The 20504-nt window shown below is 74.2% G+C and carries 19 protein-coding genes and 1 pseudogene; 17 read left to right on the forward strand and 3 right to left on the reverse strand.

Features of this window, described 5'->3' with window-relative positions:
- Nucleotides 1-66: 66 nt before the first annotated feature.
- The 3 genes from H505_RS44230 to H505_RS0125095 all read right to left on the reverse strand — a co-directional run bounded on the left by H505_RS44230 (nt 67) and on the right by H505_RS0125095 (nt 2136).
- Complete coding sequence (locus H505_RS44230; protein WP_051301141.1) at nt 67-816, reverse strand: DUF305 domain-containing protein; 750 nt, start codon at nt 814-816, stop codon at nt 67-69.
- On the reverse strand, nt 813-1496 hold the full coding sequence (locus H505_RS0125090; protein ID WP_084550770.1) for a DUF3105 domain-containing protein: 684 nt from the start codon (nt 1494-1496) through the stop codon (nt 813-815). The genes H505_RS44230 and H505_RS0125090 overlap by 4 nt, the downstream gene beginning before the upstream one ends.
- 103 nt (nt 1497-1599) lie before the next feature.
- Nucleotides 1600-2136 carry a hypothetical protein gene (locus tag H505_RS0125095; RefSeq protein WP_026404180.1) on the reverse strand — a complete coding sequence of 179 codons (537 nt, stop codon included), beginning with the start codon at nt 2134-2136 and terminating at the stop codon, nt 1600-1602.
- A 275-nt stretch (nt 2137-2411) separates the two neighbouring features.
- Here H505_RS0125095 and H505_RS44235 point away from each other — a divergent pair, with 275 nt between their 5' ends.
- The 17 genes and pseudogenes from H505_RS44235 to H505_RS52775 all read left to right on the forward strand — a co-directional run bounded on the left by H505_RS44235 (nt 2412) and on the right by H505_RS52775 (nt 20441).
- A complete protein-coding gene (locus H505_RS44235; protein WP_084550782.1) occupies nt 2412-3767 on the forward strand; it encodes a replication-associated recombination protein A in 1356 nt (451 codons plus the stop codon).
- A 194-nt stretch (nt 3768-3961) separates the two neighbouring features.
- Complete coding sequence (locus H505_RS0125105) at nt 3962-4393, forward strand: DUF948 domain-containing protein (protein WP_026404181.1); 432 nt, start codon at nt 3962-3964, stop codon at nt 4391-4393.
- Entirely contained in the window at nt 4390-4710 is a 321-nt protein-coding gene (locus tag H505_RS0125110) for a hypothetical protein (RefSeq protein ID WP_026404182.1), read from the forward strand. Before H505_RS0125105 ends, H505_RS0125110 begins: the two co-directional genes overlap by 4 nt.
- Nucleotide 4711: 1 nt before the next feature.
- Entirely contained in the window at nt 4712-7381 is a 2670-nt protein-coding gene (gene alaS, locus H505_RS0125115) for an alanine--tRNA ligase (RefSeq protein WP_026404183.1), read from the forward strand.
- A 73-nt stretch (nt 7382-7454) separates the two neighbouring features.
- Nucleotides 7455-7913 (forward strand): Holliday junction resolvase RuvX, encoded by a 459-nt coding sequence (ruvX, locus tag H505_RS0125120; protein WP_026404184.1) that lies wholly within the window; start codon nt 7455-7457, stop codon nt 7911-7913.
- Nucleotides 7910-9064: an endolytic transglycosylase MltG gene (mltG, locus tag H505_RS0125125; RefSeq protein WP_026404185.1), complete on the forward strand. Its 1155-nt coding sequence runs from the start codon at nt 7910-7912 to the stop codon at nt 9062-9064. Before ruvX ends, mltG begins: the two co-directional genes overlap by 4 nt.
- A gap of 69 nt (nt 9065-9133) precedes the next feature.
- Nucleotides 9134-9976: a shikimate dehydrogenase gene (locus H505_RS0125130; protein ID WP_026404186.1), complete on the forward strand. Its 843-nt coding sequence runs from the start codon at nt 9134-9136 to the stop codon at nt 9974-9976.
- Nucleotides 9977-10464: 488 nt separating this feature from the next.
- Nucleotides 10465-10995 carry a translation initiation factor IF-3 gene (gene infC / locus H505_RS44240; protein WP_281173488.1) on the forward strand — a complete coding sequence of 177 codons (531 nt, stop codon included), beginning with the start codon at nt 10465-10467 and terminating at the stop codon, nt 10993-10995.
- A gap of 295 nt (nt 10996-11290) precedes the next feature.
- Nucleotides 11291-11485, forward strand: coding sequence for a 50S ribosomal protein L35 (rpmI, locus tag H505_RS0125140; protein WP_026404187.1), 195 nt, complete (start codon nt 11291-11293; stop codon nt 11483-11485).
- A 70-nt stretch (nt 11486-11555) separates the two neighbouring features.
- Nucleotides 11556-11930 (forward strand): 50S ribosomal protein L20, encoded by a 375-nt coding sequence (gene rplT / locus H505_RS0125145; protein WP_026404188.1) that lies wholly within the window; start codon nt 11556-11558, stop codon nt 11928-11930.
- Between the two features lie 34 nt (nt 11931-11964).
- Nucleotides 11965-12780 (forward strand): TrmH family RNA methyltransferase, encoded by an 816-nt coding sequence (locus tag H505_RS0125150; RefSeq protein WP_026404189.1) that lies wholly within the window; start codon nt 11965-11967, stop codon nt 12778-12780.
- Between the two features lie 238 nt (nt 12781-13018).
- A complete protein-coding gene (locus H505_RS0125155; RefSeq protein ID WP_051301129.1) occupies nt 13019-13462 on the forward strand; it encodes an STAS domain-containing protein in 444 nt (147 codons plus the stop codon).
- A 199-nt stretch (nt 13463-13661) separates the two neighbouring features.
- Nucleotides 13662-14738: a sensor histidine kinase gene (locus H505_RS0125160; RefSeq protein WP_051301130.1), complete on the forward strand. Its 1077-nt coding sequence runs from the start codon at nt 13662-13664 to the stop codon at nt 14736-14738.
- Nucleotides 14739-14881: 143 nt separating this feature from the next.
- Nucleotides 14882-15991: a phenylalanine--tRNA ligase subunit alpha gene (gene pheS / locus H505_RS0125165; protein ID WP_026404192.1), complete on the forward strand. Its 1110-nt coding sequence runs from the start codon at nt 14882-14884 to the stop codon at nt 15989-15991.
- Entirely contained in the window at nt 15991-18471 is a 2481-nt protein-coding gene (pheT, locus tag H505_RS0125170; protein WP_026404193.1) for a phenylalanine--tRNA ligase subunit beta, read from the forward strand. Before pheS ends, pheT begins: the two co-directional genes overlap by 1 nt.
- Nucleotides 18472-18755: 284 nt before the next feature.
- A pseudogene (locus H505_RS52770) lies at nt 18756-19418 on the forward strand (ATP-binding cassette domain-containing protein); the annotation flags it as partial.
- A 300-nt stretch (nt 19419-19718) separates the two neighbouring features.
- Nucleotides 19719-20441 (forward strand): ATP-binding cassette domain-containing protein, encoded by a 723-nt coding sequence (locus H505_RS52775; protein ID WP_425248269.1) that lies wholly within the window; start codon nt 19719-19721, stop codon nt 20439-20441.
- The last annotated feature ends 63 nt before the right edge of the window (nt 20442-20504 follow it).

A 20504-nucleotide genomic window follows, 5' to 3' on the forward strand; every position in this document is an offset into this window, starting at 1 on the left:
AGCGCGTACCGTCGGCCCCGCCCCGGGACGTCCCGGAGCGGGGCCGACGGCGTCCGCGGGCGGCGTTCAGCCGGGGTCCCCGGCCGGGGACGCCCCGCGCTCGCGGAGCATCCCCTCCATCAGCGAGATCTCCGACTGCTGCCCGCGGACCATCGTCCGGGCCAGCCGCCGCACCCGCTCGTGACCGGTCAGGCCGAGGACGGCCTCGGCCATCTCCACCCCCGCTCGGTGGTGGGTGGTCATCAGCCGGAGGTACAGCACCTCGGCGTCCCGGCCGGACGCCCGCTCCAGCTCCGCGAGCTGCTCCGGCGTCGCCATCCCGGGCATCCGGCCGGACGCGCCGGACCCCGGTGGGGACCCGCCGCCGTGCCCGCCGTGCCCCGCCATCCAGCGCATCCGGCCGCCCGGATCCGCCTTCGGCAGCTCCCACTCGTCCAGCCAGGCCGTCATCATGCCGATCTGCTGCGACTGGGTGTTGGCGATGTCGTAGGCGAGCAGGCGCACGTCCGCGTCGCCGGTGCGGTCCCGCACGATGAACGACATCTGCACCGCCTGGGCGTGGTGGACGCTCATGTCCCGCGCGAACCCGGCCTCGGGCCCGTCGGTGCCCGGCCGTCCCGACCGCAGCGCGGCCAGCCCGGCGAGGGCGACCGCGCCCACGAGCACGGCGACGGCGAGGACGACGGTGACCCGGCGCCCCCGCCCGCCGCCAGACGCGCCCCCGGACGGAACCCCGTCGGTCCAGTCGGTCCCGTCGGCCGCGCCGGACGGGACGTCGTCCGGTCCGGCGCGGCCGTCGTCGTTTCCGGGCGTCACGCGGTGGCCTTGGCGCCGGTGCACGCGGCGCCCGGCTCGGGGGTCTGCGGGCCCTTCACGAACGCCTTGAGGAACTCGTCGAGGCGGGCGTCGCCGGCGTCCTGGAGGTCGAGCTGGTTGCCCCAGGCGGTGAGCGTGATGGGGGCGTCCTGGGCCGCGTACGGGCTCATGAACGTGTAGCTCGTCGACTCGACCTTCTCCCGCAGCGCCTCGACCTGTTCCGCGGCGAGCCCCGGCCGGTAGGTGATCCAGACCGAGCCGTGCTCCAGGGAGTGGACGGCGTTCTCGTTGCGCAGTTCCCGGTCGTAGACGACGCCGTCGCAGTTCTGCCACACCGGGTCGTGGTCGCCGCCCATCGGCGGGTCGGTCTCGTAGTCGACGCTCGCCCGGGTGTGCTCGCTGCCGAGGTCGTCGTTGGTGACCACGCCGGCGATGGACGCGCCGCCGTCCGACGACGACCTCGTCTGCAGGAAGGCGTAGGTGACGGCGACGACCGCGACGAGGCCGATCACGGTGAAGAAGGCGATGCCGCCCCAGGGCACCTCCCGCTGCGTCAGGGCGTTCTTCTTCGCGGTCCTGCTCCTGTTCCCGGCGGCGTTGTTCCTGGGGGCGCCGCTCTTCACGGGGCCGCTCTTGGCGGCACTGCTTCGGGCGTTCTTGTTCCGGGCGCTCTTGGACATGAGAGCGGTCCTCTCGAGGGTGGTTCGGCTGATCGGGGAGACGGAGGCCCCGCCGTACCGCCTGGGCGGCGGGCACGGCGCGGCGGCCTGGACGGCCGGTCTCCTACAGCCGGAGCACCTGGAGCGCGGAGAGGGAGGGGGCGGCGAGCGCCGCGCCCGGGGGCCGGTTCGGGGCGCGGCCTGAGCGGGCGGGCAGCCGCAGGAACGGGCGGCGGGCGGCGCCCGCCAGCACGAGGGCCATCAGCGTCAGCAGCACCGCCAGGCACAGGCAGACGTCCCCCGGCGAGGGGCCGGGCATGTCGGGCGGCGTCGGTGCCGCGTGCGCGACCGCCACAGGACCGCCGAGAACCCCAGGGGCGGGGCCGGACACGGCATCGGACCCGAGACCGGACGCCGGACCCGGCGCGGCACCGGACACGTCGCCCGGTACGGCCGACGCGCCGCCCGAGGAGCCGCCGGGCGCCGCGGCGGCGGCCGCGACCGGCGCGCTCACCGCGTGCTCGGTGCAGATCCGCATCGGCGGAGCGTGGCCGAGCCCGTACCCGGCCACCAGCCCGGCCACGACGAACAGGGCCACGAGCAGGCCGGCGAGCCCGCTCCGCCTGTTCGCCCGCGCCCGGGCCGTCCTCGTCTCGGTCACTTTCCCGCTTTCTCCTCCGGGGCGTTTCAACGCGCCCGCCCGCCTCCCGGTTCCCGCAGGAGCGGGCGGATCGGCGCGCCCCCTGGGAGAGATAATGTCGGAGCGTGACCAGCAGGGCGGAATCGGGCCAAGCGGAAAGCCTGTTCGACGATCCGGCGCTCACGGGCGGCGCCCGCGGCGACACGGCGGGTGACGCCCGCGGCGGGCCGGCCGCGGCCGCCGCGCCGGCGGCCGGCCCCGGCGGGCGGGCGGACGGGCAGCCGCTCGCCGTGCGCATGCGGCCGCGCGCCCTCGACGAGGTCGTCGGGCAGGGCCACCTGCTCGGCCCCGGCACCCCGATCCGGCAGCTCGTCGACCGGGACGCCCCCATGTCGCTCGTCCTGTGGGGCCCGCCCGGCACCGGCAAGACCACCCTCGCCACGGTCGTCAGCCACGTCACCTCCCGCCGCTTCGTGGAGGTGTCCGCCGTCAGCGACGGCGTCAAGCGGGTCCGCGCCGAGATCGACCTGGCGCGCCGCGAGCTCGGCATGACCGGACGGCAGACCGTCCTGTTCGTCGACGAGGTGCACCGCTTCAACAAGGCCCAGCAGGACGCCCTCCTCCCGGCCGTGGAGAACCGGTGGGTGTCGTTCATCGGCGCGACCACCGAGAACCCCTTCTTCTCGGTGATCAGCCCGCTGCTGTCGCGGTCGCTGCTGCTCACGCTGGAGCCGCTCGGCGACGACGCGCTGCGCGAGGTCGTGGGCCGGGCGATCGCCGAGGAGCGCGGCCTCGGCGGCTCCGTCCGCCTCGACCCCGCCGCCGAGGACCACCTCGTCCGCCTCGCGGGCGGCGACGCGCGCCGGGCCCTCACCTACCTGGAGGCCGCCGCCCTCGTCGTCGACCGGGGCGGCGCGAAGACCGGCGACGCGGAGGAAGAAAACGCGGAGACCGACGCGGGGGACGGCGACGCGGAGGACGGCGGCGACGCGGCCGCGGACGTCCCGGTGATCGACCCCGACGTGCTCGAGCGGGCGGTCGACCGCGCGGCCGTCCGCTACGACCGCGAGGGCGACCAGCACTACGACGTCATCAGCGCGTTCATCAAGAGCATCCGCGGCAGCGACGTGGACGCCGCGCTGCACTACCTCGCCCGGATGATCGAGGCCGGGGAGGACCCCCGGTTCATCGCCCGGCGGCTGATCGTGCACGCCAGCGAGGACGTCGGGATGGCCGACCCGACCGCCCTGCAGACGGCGGTGGCGGCGGCGCAGGCCGTCGAGTTCGTCGGCCTGCCCGAGGCGCGGATCAACCTCGCGCAGGCGGTGATCCACCTCTCCCTGGCCCCCAAGTCCAACGCGGTGATCGCGGCGGTGGACGGGGCGCTCAGCGACGTCCGCAAGGGGCTGGCCGGCCCTGTCCCCGCCCATCTGCGGGAAGCCCACTACAAGGGCGCCGCCCAGCTCGGGCACGGGAAGGGCTACAAGTACGCGCACGACCACCCCGGCGGCGTCGTCCGCCAGCAGTACGCGCCCGACGCGGTGCACGGCCGGGAGTACTATCGCCCGACCCGGCACGGCGCCGAGTCCCGCTTCACCGAGGTCCTCGCGCGCATCCGCTCGGTGCTGCGGGGGAGCGGCGACCGGAGTTGAGACCGCCCCGCGCAGCGGTGCGCCCGGCAACGGGCGCCCGATCCCGATAATCTTGGGCGGGACGCCCCGGGCGCGGGGTCCGCGCCGCGGGGGGCCGGACCGGACGGCCCGGTAGGGTCGGTCGGCATGCCGGCCGGCGCGGTCCGGCCGCAAGCCCGGCCCCGGGCCGAACACACAGCGAACGGAAAGCCCTGATGCTCACTGGTGGACAGGTTGCCGGCCTCATCGTGGCCGTGTTCTGGGCGGTGCTCGTCGCGTTCGTCGCGCTCACGCTGCTGAAGCTCGCCCGGCTCCTCGACGAGGCCGGCAAGGTCGTCCGCGACCTGGGCGAGCAGGCGGGACCGCTGCTGGACGACATGACGCGCACGGTCAGGCGGGCCGACGAGCAGCTCGCCCGCACCGACGTGATCACCAAGCAGGCCGCCTCCGTCACCCAGAACGTCTCCGCCGTCACCACCGTCATGACGTCGGTGGTCGGCGGTCCGCTGGTGAAGGCCGCCGCGTTCTCCTACGGGGTCCGCAAGGCCATCGGCAACCGGGAGGGCGAGGGACGGCCCGCCGACTCGGGGCGGCCGCGGCTGGAGTCGGGCCGCGGGGCCCGCAAGAGCGGAAGGGGACGCAGGTGAAGCGGCTGTTCTGGCTCTCGGTCGGCGCGGGCGCCGGCGTCTACGCCACGCACCGCGTCAAGCGGCGCGTCGAGCGGTTCGCGCGCTCGCTGACCCCCGAGAGCGTCGCGGCGCGCGCGGTCGCCGGCGGGCAGGGCGCAGGCGAGCGGCTGAAGCTGTTCGCCGCGGACGTCCGCACCGAGATGCGGGCCCGCGAGGACGAACTGCGCGAGGCCGTCCGCATGGACCAGGCCCCGCCCGAGCAGGACGACGCCCGGCCCGCCCGGGTGCTGCGCGGGCGGTACACGATCATCGATGACGACAAGGATGGCCACTGATATGGAGTCGGCAGAGGTCGCACGCCGCTTCCTCAAGTTCTTCGAAGAGCGCGGGCACACGGTGGTGCCGTCGGCCAGCCTGATCGCCGAGGACCCCACGCTGCTGCTGGTCAACGCCGGCATGGTCCCGTTCAAGCCGTACTTCCTCGGCCAGCGGACGCCGCCCTCGCAGCGGATGACCAGCGCCCAGAAGTGCGTGCGGACCCCCGACATCGAAGAGGTCGGCAGGACCACCCGGCACGCCACCTTCTTCCAGATGCTGGGCAACTTCTCCATCGGGGACTACTTCAAGGAGCAGGCGATCCCGTTCGCCTGGGAGCTGCTGACGCGCCCGCGCGAGGACGGCGGGTTCGGGTTCCCCGAAGAGAAGCTGTGGGTGACCGTCTTCGAGAACGACGACGAAGCCCGCGACATCTGGCACGACAAGGTCGGCGTCCCCCTCGACCGCATCCAGCGGCGCGGCATGGAGGACAACTTCTGGTCGATGGGCGTGCCGGGCCCCTGCGGCCCCTGCTCGGAGATCTACTACGACCGCGGCCCCGAGTACGGCCGCGAGGGCGGCCCCGTCGCCGACGAGGACCGCTACCTCGAGGTGTGGAACCTCGTCTTCATGCAGTTCGAGCGCGGCCCCGGGGAGAGCAAGACCGACTTCCCGATCCTCGGCGACCTGCCCGCCAAGAACATCGACACCGGCATGGGCCTGGAGCGCATGGCGGCGATCCTGCAGGGCGTCGACAACATCTACGAGACCGACACCCTGTGGCGCGTCCTCGACCGCGCCGCCGGGCTGACCGGCGCGCGCTACGGCCGCGACCACCGCGCGGACGTGTCGCTGCGCGTCATCGCCGACCACGTCCGCAGCGGCACGATGATGGTCGCCGACGGCATCCGCCCCGGCAACGAGGGCCGCGGCTACGTGCTGCGCCGCATCCTGCGCCGCTCCATCCGCAACCTCCGGCTCCTCGGCGGCGAGGACGCCGGGCTGATGCACGAGCTGACCGCCGTCGCGGTCGCCGCGATGGGCGAGCAGTACCCCGAGCTCGTCCGCACCGCCGCGAACATCCACGCGGTCATCGACGCCGAGGAGGACTCGTTCCTCCAGACGCTGCGCACCGGCACCGCCATCTTCGACACCGCGGTCGCCGAGACCAAGAAGTCCGGCGGCGCCGCACTGGCCGGCGACCAGGCGTTCAAGCTGCACGACACCTACGGCTTCCCCATCGACCTCACCCTGGAGATGGCCGCCGAGCAGGGGCTCCGAGTCGACGAGGACGGCTTCCGCCGGCTCATGCAGGAGCAGCGGGACCGCGCCAAGAAGGACGCCCGCGACAAGAAGACCGGCAACCTCGACGTGTCCGTGCTCGACTCGCTGCTGACCGGCGCGGGCGGGCAGGTCGACTTCACCGGCTACACCGACATCGTCGGCGAGGCCCGCCTCGTCGGCCTGCTGATCAACGGGGCCGGCGCGCAGGCGGCCGGCGAGGGCACCGACGTCGAGGTCGTCCTCGACCGCACCCCCTTCTACGCCGAGGGCGGCGGCCAGCTCGCCGACCACGGCGTGATCCGGCTCGGCAGCGGCGCCGTCATCGACATCACCGACGTGCAGTCGCCGCTGCCGGGACTGATCGTGCACCGCGGCCGCGTCCGCAGCGGCGAGGCGCAGGCCGGCGACTCCGCGTTCGCCGAGATCGACGTCGAGCGGCGCCGCGCGATCTCCCGCTCGCACAGCGCGACCCACATGGTCCACGCCGGGTTCCGCCGCGCGCTCGGCGAGTCCGCCGCGCAGGCCGGGTCGGAGAACTCGCCCGGCCGCTTCCGGTTCGACTTCACCGCGACCGGCGCCGTCCCGGAGAGCGTGCTGCGCGACGTCGAGGACGAGGTCAACGAGGTCCTGGTCGGCGACCACGACGTCCGCGCCTTCCACACCTCGATCGATGAGGCCCGCGCCATGGGCGCCCTCGCCCTGTTCGGCGAGAAGTACGGCGACGAGGTGCGCGTCGTCGAGATCGGCGACTACTCCCGCGAGCTGTGCGGCGGCACCCACGTCGCCCGCTCCGGCCAGCTCGGCCTGGTCAAGGTGCTCGGCGAGTCGTCGATCGGCGCCGGCGTCCGGCGCGTCGAGGCCCTCGTCGGCATCGACGCGTTCCGCTTCCTCGCCCGCGAGAACGTCCTCGTCGCGCAGCTCGCCGAGCAGCTCAAGACCCGCAAGGAGGAGCTGCCGGAGCGCGTCGCCGGCATCGTGACCCGGCTGCGGGACGCCGAGAAGGAGCTCGAGCGGCTGCGCGCCGCCCAGGTGCTGCAGATCGCCGGGTCCCTCGCCGAGGGCGCCCGCGACCTCGGCGGGACCGCGTTCGCCGCGCACCGCGCCCCCGACGGCACCGGCGCCGACGACCTGCGCAAGCTCGCCGTGGACGTGCGGGGCCGGCTCGCCGCCCGCCCGGCCGTCGTCATGATCGCGGGCGTGCCCAAGGACCGTCCCGTCGTGGTCGTCGCGGTCACCGAGGGCGCCCGCGAGCGCGGCCTGAAGGCCGGCGCGCTCGTCGGGCTCGCCGCCAAGGCGCTCGGCGGCGGCGGAGGCGGCAAGGACGACCTCGCGCAGGGCGGCGGCGCCGACCCGTCCGCCGTGGACGCCGCGATCACCGCGGTCGAACGCGCCGTAGGGGCCGCGTGATCCCCGCAGTCGGGGGTAAAGGGCTTCCGGGGGACCCGGATCGGCGGATCCGGAACCGGACGGGAGCCGGGCGGTGAGGCCGGGGGTGCGCCTCGCCGTCGACGTCGGCAGCGTCCGCGTGGGCGTGGCGCGTTGCGATCCCCGCGGCGTCCTCGCCTCCCCGCTGGAGACCGTGAAAAGCGGGAAGGGGGACGTCGACCGGGTCGTGGAGCTCGCCGGAGAGCACGAGGCCGTCGAGGTCGTCGTCGGGCTGCCCACCACGCTGGCGGGCCGGGAGGGCCCGGCGGCGGAGGCGGCGCGCGCGTTCGCGCGCCGCCTCGCGGGGCGGCTGCCCGACGGCGCGGTGCGGCTGTACGACGAACGCCTCACGACCGTGACGGCGGAGAGCGGCCTGCGCGCGGGGGGCGTGCGCGGGAAGGCCCGCCGCAAGGTCGTCGACCAGGCGGCGGCGGCGGTGCTGCTCCAGGCGGCACTTGACGCGGAACGGTTGACTGGGCGTCCCCCAGGCGAGATCGTCCGGGGAAGCTCATGAACGATTTGGACCTTTTCTCAGAACCGCAGGACGGCCGGCAGGGCCGTCCCGCCGGACGCCGCGACCAGCGGCGCCAGCGCAAGGGGCAGAAACGGCGCCGCCGCAACGGCCGCGCGGCGGTGTTCTTCGCGCTCGCGTTCCTGGTGGCGGTCTTCGGCACCGCCGGTGTCCTCGGAGTCGCCGTGCTCGACAACCGGCTCAACCCGCCGGACTACGACGGCGCGGGCAGCGGGAGTGTCACGGTCCAGGTGACCGAGGGCGCCAGCGGCACGGTGATCGCGGCCGCGCTGGAGGAGCACGGGGTCGTCCAGAGCGCCCGCGCGTTCCTGAAGGTGTGGAACGCCGAGACGCGCTCGTCCAGCATCCAGCCCGGCTTCTACCAGATGCGGCGGAAGATGTCGTCGAAGGCGGCCATGGCGCTGCTGCTGGACCCCAAGGCCCGGTCGGGCAACCAGATCACCATCCCCGAGGGACGCCGCGCCTACGAGACGTACGAGCTGCTCTCGAAGAAGACGGGCATCCCCATGGAGGAGTTCGAGGCCGCGGGGAAGAACACCGAGAACCTCGGGCTGCCCGAGTACGCCGGCGGGAAGGTCGAGGGCTACCTCTTCCCCGGCCGCTACAACCTCGACCCGAACGGCTCGGCGGAGGACATCCTCAAGCAGATGGTGGCGCGGTTCGTCCAGTACGCGGAGTCCAGCGGGCTGGAGGCCAAGGCCGAGGAGGCCGACCTGGAGCCGGCGAAGGTCGTCACGCTGGCGAGCCTGGTGCAGGCCGAGGGCGGCAAGCCGTCCGACCTGCCCAAGATCTCCCGGGTGATCTACAACCGGATCAAGATCGGCATGAAGCTGCAGTTCGACACGACCCTCCTCTACGCGCTCAAGGAGCGGCGGCTGGCGGTGAGCGTGGCGGACACGAAGATCGACTCGCCGTACAACACGTACCAGCACGCGGGGCTGACGCCGGGGCCGATCTCGAACCCGGGCGAGGCGGCGATCGATGCGGCGCTGAACCCGGAGGAGGGGGAGTGGCTCTACTTCGTCGCCACCGACCCCACCAACAAGGTCACCAAGTTCGCCGAGACGTGGCAGGAGCACCAGGCGAACGAGCGGGAGTTCGAGGAGTGGCAGAGCCGGAACCCCGGCAACTGACCCGACCCGCTCGGCACAGGGCCGCCCGGCGGGACCGCCGGGCGGCCCGGTCGTCGTGAAGGAGGAGATGTGAGCGACTCCGGTCGCCCCGGCCGCCGCGCGGCCGTGCTCGGATCGCCGATCGCGCACTCGCTGTCCCCGGTGCTGCACCGGGCGGCGTACGCGGCGATGGGACTGGACGGCTCGTGGACGTACGAGGCGGTGGAGTGCGGCGAGGCGGAGCTGGCCGGCTTCCTCGGCGGGCTCGGGCCCGAGTGGGCCGGGCTGTCGCTGACGATGCCGCTCAAGCGCGTCGCGCTCGACCTCGCCGACTCGGTGAGCGACCTCGCGGCCGGGGTCGGCGGCGCCAACACGCTCGTCCTGCGGGACGGGCGCCGCCACGCCGACAACACCGACGTCCACGGCATCGTCGCGGCGCTCGCCGAGGCGGGCATCGCCGCGCCCGCGTCCGCGCTCGTGCTGGGCGGCGGCGCCACCGCCGCGTCCGCGCTCGCCGCGCTGGCGCGGCTCGGCACCGCCGAGGCCGTCCTCGCCGTCCGCGCCCCGGAGCGCGCCGCCGGAACGGCCGCGGTGGGGGAGCGGTTCGGGCTGGCGGTCAAGGTCGTGCCGCTCGACCGGGTCCGCGACCACCTCCCGGCGCAGCTGGTGGTGTCGACGCTGCCCGGCCGCGCCGCGGACGCGTTCGCCGCACCGGTCGCCGCGTCCGGCGCGGCCCTGTTCGACGTCGTCTACGCGCCGTGGCCGACCGCGCTCGCGGCGGCCGTCGAACGGGCGGGCGGCACGGTCGTCGGCGGGTTCCCGATGCTGCTGCACCAGGCCGTCCGGCAGGTCGCGCTGATGACGGGCCGCGACGACGTCCCGGTGGAGGCGATGCGCGCCGCCGGCGAGGCCGAGCTGGCCCGCCGCGGCTGACCGTCCGGAGCCGGCAACCGGCGCGGCGGGGCGCCCCGCGGGAATGCGGGCGGCCCCACGGCGGTTGACGGTGATGACGCCGGTGATCGGCGTACCCACTCGACGCCCGGCCCGTCCGCCGCTCCGCCGTCGGCGCGGCGAACGCGGCGGCCGGATCGCCGGTCGTGCTCACGGACGCCTCCGACGGTGGTAGTCTTGGAGGCCGACCGGCCCTGTGCCCGCGACCCGTCCAGGTTGCGTGCGCCGGGCGCTCAAGCGGAGGCCATCTCCCACCTGACCGGCCGAAAGGGCCGGTGGGTAACGGTCCGGCGAACGGGCGCGCAGCGTCCGCTCCGCCGTCGTCCCCGGACGGTCGTCCGTTCCGGGGAGACCGAAGGTGGCCCCGTATGCGAGTCGTGCGGGGCTTTTCTCATGGGAAGCCTCGGGGTACGACCGGTCCCAGAACTTGAGAACGGCCCCAAGGAGGTCCCATCAGCGCCGAACCGCGTATCAACGACCGCATTCGCGTGCCCGAGGTCCGGCTCGTCGGCCCGAACGGCGAACAGGTGGGCATCGTGCCCATCGCCAAGGCCCTTGAACTCGCGCGCGAGTCGGACCTCGACCTCGTCGAGGTGGCGCCCACCGCGCGTCCGCCCGTCGCGAAGCTCATGGACTACGGCAAGTTCAAGTACGAGTCCGCGATGAAGGCCCGTGAGGCGCGGAAGAACCAGGCGCACACGGTCATCAAGGAGATCAAGCTCCGCCCGAAGATCGACCCGCACGACTACGAGACCAAGAAGGGTCACGTGGTGCGGTTCCTGAAGGCCGGGGACAAGGTGAAGGTCACGATCATGTTCCGTGGTCGTGAGCAGTCCCGCCCGGAGCTGGGGCGCCGCCTCCTGCAGCGGCTGGCCGACGACGTCGAGGAGCTCGGCTTCGTCGAGTCGCGGCCCAAGCAGGACGGTCGGAATATGATCATGGTGATCGGTCCGCACAAGAAGAAGACCGCGCGCGGGCAGGAAGAGTCCGGCACCGCCTGACGGCGACCGGGCGCCACGCCTGAACGCGGCGCACGGCCCGGTTCCGGCCGGGCCGCCGCCGGGGAGTCCGGGGGGCGTCTCCTCCGAGAAGAACCGGCCCGGGCCTGCCTCCACGGCGGGCCCGAACCATGGCCTCGCGTTCGCGCGGGGCCGTCACGCACGTACATTGACGCCTGACCAGGCGCGTCACACGGAACGCGGGCGCGGACCACGCCCGCGCCGCCGTGCGGTGCGCCGATCAGGCACGCCTCCGTGCCGCCGCACGGAGGCCGGAACGAGGGAGACGACGGCGACCATGCCGAAGACGAAGACCCACAGCGGTGCCAAGAAGCGGTTCAAGCTGACCGGCTCCGGCAAGGTGATGCGCCGCCGCGCCAACAAGAACCACCTGCTCGAGCACAAGCCGTCCAAGCGGACCCGCCGCCTCGACGGCCCGGCGGTCGTGGCCGACGCCGACGCCAAGAACATCAAGAAGCTGCTGCGCAAGTAGCACTCGACCGGCAACATCAGCGACCGGCCGGGTCCAGACGGGCCCCGGCCCCCACGAAGGAGTTCAGCACGTGGCACGCGTGAAGCGGGCGGTCAACGCCGCCAAGAAGCGTCGGGTCGTCCTTGAGCGGTCGAGCGGCTACCGCGGCCAGCGGTCGCGCCTGTACCGCAAGGCCAAGGAGCAGCAGCTCCACTCGATGACCTACGCCTTCCGGGACCGCAAGGACCGCAAGGGCCAGTTCCGCCGGCTGTGGATCCAGCGCATCAACGCCGCCGCCCGCGCCAACGGGATCACCTACAACCGGTTCATCCAGGGCCTGAAGGCCGCGGAGATCGAGGTCGACCGGCGCATGCTGGCCGAGCTGGCCGTCAACGACGCCGCCGCGTTCGCCGCGCTCGTCCAGGTGGCCAAGGACGCCCTCCCCGCCGAAGGGAAGGCCGCCTGAGCCGGGCCGCCGGCGACAAGGCGAACACAGCGATATGGCGGGCCGCGAGCTGACCTCCCTGCGATCACCACGGGTGAAGTCCGCTCGGCGGCTCGCCAAGCGCGCGTTCCGCCGCCGCGAGCGCCGGTTCCTCGCCGAGGGGCCGCAGGCGGTGCGGGAGGCGCTGCAGATCCCGGGCGGACTCGCCGAGCTCTACACCACCGCCGAGGCCGAGACCCGGCACCACGAACTCGTCCTCGCCGCCGAACGCGCCGGAGTCCCGGTGCTGCGGGTGAGCGGCGAGGTCATGGCCGAACTCGCCCAGACGGTCACCCCCCAGGGGCTGCTCGCCGTCTGCGGGTTCATCGACGTCCCCCTGGCCCGCGCGCTGGAGACCGGGCCCCGGCTCGTCACCGTGCTCGCGCACGTCCGCGACCCGGGCAACGCCGGCACCGTCCTGCGCACCGCCGATGCGGCCGGGTCGGACTCCGTCGTCTTCACCGACGCCTCCGTCGACCCCTACAACGGCAAGTGCGTGCGCGCCTCCGCGGGCAGCCTGTTCCACCTGCCGGTCGTCGTCGGGCCCCGCTTCGAGGACCTGATCGGCGAGTTCAAGAACGCCGGTCTCACGGTCCTGGCGGCGGACGGCGCCGGGGACCGCACCCTCGACGCCGCGATCGACGACGGCGTCCTCGCGCGGCCCACCGCCTGGGTGTTCGGCAACGAGGCGTGGGGGCTGCCCGACGAGATCCTCCAGCACGTCGACGAGGTCGTGCGCGTCCCGATCTACGGACGCGCCGAGAGCCTCAACCTGGCCACGGCCGCGGCCGTGTGCCTCTACGCGTCCGCGCGCGCGCAGCGCGGAGGCTGACCGGCGGTTGCGTTCCGTGGCCGGTTGGCCGCATGAGGTCGCCGAACCGGCCACGGAACGCCGCTCCGCCTGGGACAATGGTTGCTTCCGTGGACGCGTGGCGGGGGCCCGTCCCGTGCCGGGCCTCGTCCCTGAGGAGGACGAGAAGTCGGACCGGCGAGGGAGTACGAGCGTTCCACCGGATGCCTACTGTGTTGACCAGGCGGCGACGACGCCGTGCGGACTGGGGGCGAACGTGATGACCAAGAACGCGGCCGGACGGGCGGGCAGGCCGGGGCCGGAGATCAGATGCACCGGCACCGCCGTCCTCGCGCCGCCCCGCGACGCGGGCGCCCCGCCGGCGCCGCCCGGCCTGGAGATCGACGTCGCCCGCGTGCACGGCGACACCGCGGTCGTCGCGGTCGCGGGCGAGATCGACCTGCACACCGCCGACACGCTGCGCGCCCGCCTCGTCGCCCTGCACGCCGCGGGCTCGCGCCGCCTCGTCGTCGACTTCGCGGGCGTCGTGTTCTGCGACGCCACCGGCCTCGGCGCGCTCGTGGCCGCGCACAACGAGATCTCCGCCGACGGCGGCCGCATCGTCCTCGCCCGGGTGCGCCCGGCTCAGATCCGCCTGCTCCGCATCACCGGCCTGCACCGCCTCTTCACGCTGCACAACGACCCCGACGAGGCGTGCGTCTGATCACGGACGGGGGTACGTCCGGAGGGTCGCCGGGGGGCCGGCCCGCGCGGCGGCGGCCTCCGGGAAGGCCACAAAAGCCTTGCCTCACGGTCTTTCCCGGGTCCCCGGGGGTGCGGGACTGCCGATAGAGTCGTATCCGACAGGCCGCGTCCCCCTCGGTGTTCTGGAGGCCGCTTTGGGCGGAGAGGAATACCCGCGCGTGGCCGCGCGCGCGCCCGCGCCCGGCTTCGAGCGGGACCCGGCCGACGACCTGCCCGACGGGCTGCTGGTCGCCGACCGCGAGGCGCGGATCGTCACCTTCAACGCCGCCGCCCGGCGCATGACGGGGATCGCCGCGGCGGACGCGATCGGCCGCGACTTCCGCGACGTCCTGCCGCTGCACGACGCCGAGGGCCGCGACTGGTGGAAGTGCCTCGACCCGTACGAGGGGCTGTCCACCCGCACCCGGCACCCCGAGCAGACCCTGTTCCGCCCCGGCGGCGCGGAACTGCTGGTCACGGCCTCTTACCGGCGGGACGCCGAGGGGCGGGTGGAACGATTCACCGTGTGCCTGCGCGACGCGCAGCAGCGCGCGCGGCGCGAGCGCGACCGCGCCGACCTGGTGTCGACCGTCGCGCACGAGCTGCGGTCGCCGCTGACCAGCGTGAAGGGTTTCACCGCGACGCTGCTGGCCAAGTGGCACCGGTTCAACGACGACCAGAAGCGCGTCATGCTGGAGACCGTCAACGCCGACGCCGACCGCGTGACGCGGCTCATCACCGAGCTGCTCGACGTCTCCCGCATCGAGGCGGGCCGGCTGGAGATGCGCCGCCAGGTCGTCGACCTCGCCGAGGAGGTCCGCAAGGTCATCGCCGGACGGGTCGCGGCCGGGGAGCCCGAGGACCGGTTCCGCTTCGAGGTCCGCGGCGAGCTCCCCGAGATGTGGCTCGACCCCGACAAGGTCGACCAGATTCTGGGAAACCTCGTGGAAAACGCGGTGCGGCACGGCGCCGGAACCGTCACAATCGTGGTGCAGCCGGACGCGCACAAGGAGGGGGCCGCCGTGTCGGTGCGGGACGAGGGCGAGGGCATTCCGCCCGAGGCCGTCCAGCGCGTCTTCCGGCAGTTCTGGCGCGGCCCCGGCGGCAACCGCCGCGGCGGTACCGGGCTCGGTCTCTACATCGTGAAGGGCCTCGTCGAGGCGCACGGCGGCGTGATCACCGTGCGGCGCGCGCCCGGCGGCGGCGCCGAGTTCCGATTTACCGTGCCCGCAGGGGCTCCCGACTACGCCGTCTGACGGCGTCCGGAACCGTTCGGAACCGGGCGCGCGGCGACCCGGGGCTCCGGCGGGCCGCGCGGCACGCGCACGCTGACCGGACATCCGCCGCCCGCGCACTAGACTGCGGGCGTCCCACGCCGACCGGAGTCGATCACACAGCCATGTCTGCACCCAATAAGTCCTATGACCCCGTCGAGGTCTCCGCGCTCCAGCCGCAGGAGGTGGAGCGGGCCCGCGACGAGGCCCTCGCCGCCATCGCCGCGGCCGCCGACCTCGACGCCCTCAAGCAGGCCCGCCTGGCGCACGCCGGCGACCGCTCGCCGCTGGCCCTCGCCAACCGCGAGATCGGCGCGCTGCCGCCCGCGGCCCGCGCCGACGCGGGCAAGCGCATCGGCGCCGCCCGCGGCGCCGTCGGGCAGGCGCTCAAGAAGCGCCAGGCCGAACTCGAGGACGAACGCGACCAGCGCGTCCTGGTCGAGGAGACCGTCGACGTCACCCTGCCGTGGAACCGCGCGCCGCGCGGCGCCCGGCACCCGCTGACCACCCTGCAGGAGCGGATGGCGGACGTCTTCGTCTCCATGGGCTTCGAGGTCGCCGAGGGGCCCGAGGTCGAGGCGGAGTGGTTCAACTTCGACGCCCTGAACTTCAAGCCCGACCACCCGGCCCGCACGATGCAGGACACCTTCTTCGTCGAGTCGGAGGAGACCGGGCTGGTCCTGCGCACGCACACCTCCCCGGTGCAGATCCGGTCGCTGCTGTCGCGGGACCTGCCGGTGTACGTGGTGGCGCCGGGGCGTACGTTCCGCACCGACGAGCTGGACGCCACGCACAGCCCCGTCTTCCACCAGCTGGAGGGCCTCGCCGTCGACGAGGGGCTGACGATGGCGGACCTGCGCGGCGGCATCGAGGCGTTCGTCGCCGGGATGTTCGGCGCGGGCCTGGCGACGCGGTTCCGGCCGTCGTACTTCCCGTTCACCGAGCCGTCCGCCGAGGTGGACATGCAGTGCTTCGTGTGCCGGGGCGCGTCCGCCGAGCCCGGCGGCGACCCGTGCCGCACCTGCGGTTCGGAGGGCTGGATCGAGCTCGGCGGCTGCGGCATGGTCAACCCGCGGGTGCTCACGGCCTGCGGCGTCGACCCGGACCGCTACAGCGGCTGGGCGTTCGGGCTGGGCGTCGAGCGGACGCTGATGTTCCGGCACGGCGTGGAGGACATGTACGACATGGTGGAGGGCGACGTCCGGTTCACCCTCCCGTTCGGGATGGAGATCTGATGCGGGCCCCGCTTTCCTGGGTGCGCGAGCACGTCGCGCTGCCGGCGGACGTGACCGGCCGCGACCTGGCCGAGAAGCTGATCGCGGCCGGTCTGGAGGTCGAGACGGTCGAGCGGGCCGGCGCCGACATCACCGGGCCGCTGGTCGTCGGCGAGGTCCTGGCGATCGAGGAGCTGACCGGGTTCAAGAAGCCGATCCGGTACTGCCGGGTGGACGTGGGCGACGCCAACGGCACCGGCGAGCCGCAGAACATCGTGTGCGGGGCGACGAACTTCGCCGTCGGCGACCGCATCGTGGCGATCCTGCCCGGCGGCGTGCTGCCGGGCGGGTTCGCGATCGGCGCGCGCAAGACCTACGGCAAGATGTCCGAGGGCATGATCTGCTCGGTCAGCGAGCTCGGCATCGGCGACGACCACGGCGGCATCCTGGTGCTGCCGCCGGACGCGCCGGTCGGCGCGGACGCGATCGAGCTGCTCGGGCTCCGCGACGACGTCCTCGACATCGCCGTCACGCCCGACCGCGGCTACGCGCTGTCGATCCGCGGCATCGCCCGCGAGGCCGCGACCGCCTACGGCGTCCCGTTCACCGACCCCGCGGAGATCGAGCTCCCGGCGGCGTCCGGCGAGGCGCACCCGGCGAGCATCGCCGACCCGACCGCCTGCGACCGGTTCGTCCTGCGCGAGGTCCGCGGCTTCGACCCGGACGCGCGGACGCCGATGTGGATGCGGGTCCGGCTGCACCGCGCCGGGATGCGGCCGGTGTCGCTCGCCGTCGACGTCACCAACTACGTGATGCTGGAGCTCGGGCAGCCGCTGCACGCCTTCGACCGGGCCAAGCTCACCGGCCCGATCGTGGTGCGGCGCGCCGCGTCCGGCGAGGTGCTGGAGACCCTCGACCACGTCAAGCGGACGCTGGACCCCGAGGACGTCCTCATCACCGACGAGTCGGGGCCGATCTCGATGGCGGGCGCGATGGGCGGCCTGGCCACCGAGATCGACGACCGGTCGTCCGACATGGTGATCGAGGCCGCGCACTTCGACCCGATCGGCACCGCCCGGATGTGCCGCCGGCACCGGCTGCACAGCGAGGCGTCGCACCGCTTCGAGCGCGGCGTCGACCGCGAGCTGCCGCTGTACGCGTCCTACCGGGCGGCGCGGATGCTCGCCGAACTGGGCGGCGCCGAGGTCCTTCCCGGGGTGACGCACGCCGAGGCGCCCGTCGAGCGGACGACCGTCGCGATGCCCGCCGGGCACCCCGGGCGCGTCGCGGGCGTGCCGTACGGGCGCGACGCCGTCGTGCGGCGGCTGGAGCAGGTCGGCTGCACCGTCGAGGGCGCGGGGGACGAGCTCGCGGTGACGCCGCCGTCGTGGCGTCCCGACCTCGTCGACCCGAACGACCTGGCCGAAGAGGTCATCCGGCTGGAGGGGTACCAGAACATCCCGGTGCGGGCGCCGCGCCCGGCCGCCGGGAAGGGCCTCACCGCCGGGCAGCGGCTGCGCCGCCGCGTCGGCCGCGCCCTCGCCGGCGCCGGGTACGTGGAGGTGCTGAACTTCCCGTTCGTCGCCGAGAAGGACTGGGACGACCTGCACCTGCCGGCCGACGACGCCCGCCGCCGCGCGCTGCGGCTCGCCAACCCGATGTCGGAGCAGGAGCCGCTGCTGCGCACGACGCTGCTGCCGGGCCTGCTGCGGACGCTCGCGCAGAACGCCGGGCGCGGCTTCGGCGACGCGGCCCTGTACGAGCTGGGCGTGGTGTTCCGGCCCGACCCGGACGCGCCGAAGACCGCGCCGCGCCTCGCGGTGGACCGGGGGCCGACGGCCGAGGAGGTCGCGTCCGTGGAGGCGGCGCTGCCCGACCAGCCGCACCGGGTCGCGGTCGTGCTGTCCGGCGAGCGCGAGGCGTCCGGCTGGTGGGGCGAGGGCCGTCCGGCGCTGTGGGCGGACGCGATCGAGGCCGCCCGCACCGTCGCCCGCGAGGTCGGCGTAGAGCTGACCGCCGCGGCCGACCGGCACGCCCCGTGGCACCCGGGCCGCTGCGCCGCGCTGTACGTCGGCGACGTGCTCGTGGGGCACGCCGGCGAGCTGCACCCGCGCGTCACCAAGGCGTACGGGCTGCCGCCGCGCAGCTGCGCGATGGAGCTGGAGCTGCGCCGCCTCGGCGAGCCGGTCCAGGTCCGTGCGCCGCACGTGTCGACCTACCCGGTCGCGGTGCAGGACGTCGCCCTGGTCGTGGACGACGCCGTCCCCGCGGCGGACGTGGAGGCGGCGCTGCGCGACGGCGCCGGGGAGCTGCTGGAGACGGTCCGGCTGTTCGACGTCTACACCGGCGAGCAGGTCGGGGAGGGCCGCAAGTCGCTGGCCTACTCCCTGCGGTTCCGCGCCGCCGACCGCACGCTGACCGCCGAGGAGGCGTCGGGCGCGCGGGACGCGGCGGTCGCCGCCGCGGCCGACCGCACCGGCGCCGTCCTGCGCGGCGCCTGACGATCGCGCGCCGCCGAAGCGCGGCTGAGGAAACGGCCCGGACCCGCCCCGCGGGTCCGGGCCGTTTTCATCGGCCGCCGCCGGAAACCTTCTTAATGCTACTTGTGTTGCGATAAGCGCTCGGGTAATCTGACCGCGTCACATCGCCGCCCGGTTGGGGAGTCCATTGAGGATCTGAGGTCGCAGGCACCGCGCGACCAGCCGCGCCCGTCATCGGGCCGTCGGCACGCGCATGCGATCTCAGCGGACCCTCGTCCCGGGCTTTTCCCATGCCCGCAGGCGCGATGCGCGTTCTCCGCGGTGTCTCCACGTGTCCGGCACACCGAACGACACCTCCGGAGGAGCGCCTCTTGTCTCACGCCATCGTCTGCACCGACCTGTCCTTCGCCTGGCCCGACGGGACGACCGTCCTGGACGGCCTCGACGCCGCGTTCGGCGCCGGGCGCACCGGCCTGATCGGCGTCAACGGGGCGGGGAAGTCCACCCTGCTGAAGCTCGTCGCCGGGGAACTGCGGCCGGGCTCGGGCAGCGTCACCGTCGAGGGGGAGGTCGGCTACCTGCCGCAGACCCTCGTCCTCGACGGCTCCGCCACGGTCTCCGATCTGCTCGGCATCAGCGGGACGCGCGCCGCGCTGCACGCCATCGAGCGGGGCGAGGCCACCGAGGCGAACTTCGCGGCCGTCGGCGACGACGGCTGGGACGTCGAGGAGCGGGCCCGCGCCGAGCTGGACCGGCTCGGCCTCGAGGACCTCGGCCTCGACCGGCCCATCCCGACGCTGTCGGGCGGTGAGGCCATGATGGTCGGGCTCGCCGCGCTGCTGCTCGCCCGTCCCGACGTCCTGCTGCTGGACGAGCCGACCAACAACCTCGACCTGGACGCGCGCCGCCGCCTCTACGACGCGGTCGCGGCCTGGAAGGGCGTGCTGGTCGTCGTCAGCCACGACCGGGAGCTGCTGGACCTGGTCGACGACATCGCCGACCTGCGCGACGGCGGCGTCCGCTCGTTCGGCGGCAACCTGTCCGCCTACGAGGAGCTGCTCGCCGTCGAGAAGGAGGCGGCCGAACGCGCCGTCCGCGCCGCCGAGACCGACCTGCGCCGGCAGAAGCGCGAGCTGGAGGAGGCCCATGTCAAGCTCGCCCGGCGCAAGCGGTACGGCGACAAGATGTACGAGAACAAGCGCGAACCGAAGATCGTGATGGGGGAGCGCAAGCGGCAGGCGCAGGTCGCGGCCGGCAAGCACCGCATCATGCACGAGGAGCGGCTCGCCGACGCCAGAACCCGGCTGGACGAGGCGGAGAGCGCCGTCCGCGAGGACGACGAGATCCGCGTCGAGCTGCCCGCGACGCGCGTCCCGGCGGGGCGCACCGTCGTGACCGTCACCGGGCTGTCCGCGCCCGAGCCGGAGCCCGCGACGCTCACCGAGCTGATCGTCCGGGGCCCGGAACGGATCGGCCTCGTCGGCCCGAACGGCTCCGGCAAGACGACCCTGCTGCGCGCGCTGGTCGGCGAGTCGGCCCCGGACGGGACGACCGTCAAGATCGGCGTCGACGGCGTGCGGTACCTGCCGCAGCGCCTGGACGTCCTGGACGACGCCCTCAGCGTGGTCGACAACGTCCGGGCGCACGCCCCGTCGGCGTCCGTCACGGAGATCCGCTCGGGGCTGGCGCGGTTCCTGTTCCGCGGCGCGCGGGCCGAGCGGCCCGCGGGGACGCTGTCGGGCGGCGAGCGCTTCCGCGCGGTGCTGGCGTCGCTGCTGCTCGCCGAGCCCGCCCCGCGGCTCCTGCTGCTGGACGAGCCGACGAACAACCTCGACATGGCCAGCGCCCGCCAGCTCGCCCAGGCGCTCGCCGCGTACCGGGGCGCGCTCGTCGTGGTCAGCCACGACCTGCCGTTCCTGCGCACGCTGGGCCTCACCCGCTGGCTGCGGATGGACCGCGCGACCGGCCTGACGGAGGTGGAACCGGAGTGATCCGGAAAATACGGTGATGACACGATCAAGCTGCTGCTACGGTCCTTCTGTCCGAAAAAGGGG

It is taken from the genome of Actinomadura rifamycini DSM 43936 (assembly GCF_000425065.1).
GTDB lineage: Bacteria > Actinomycetota > Actinomycetes > Streptosporangiales > Streptosporangiaceae > Spirillospora > Spirillospora rifamycini.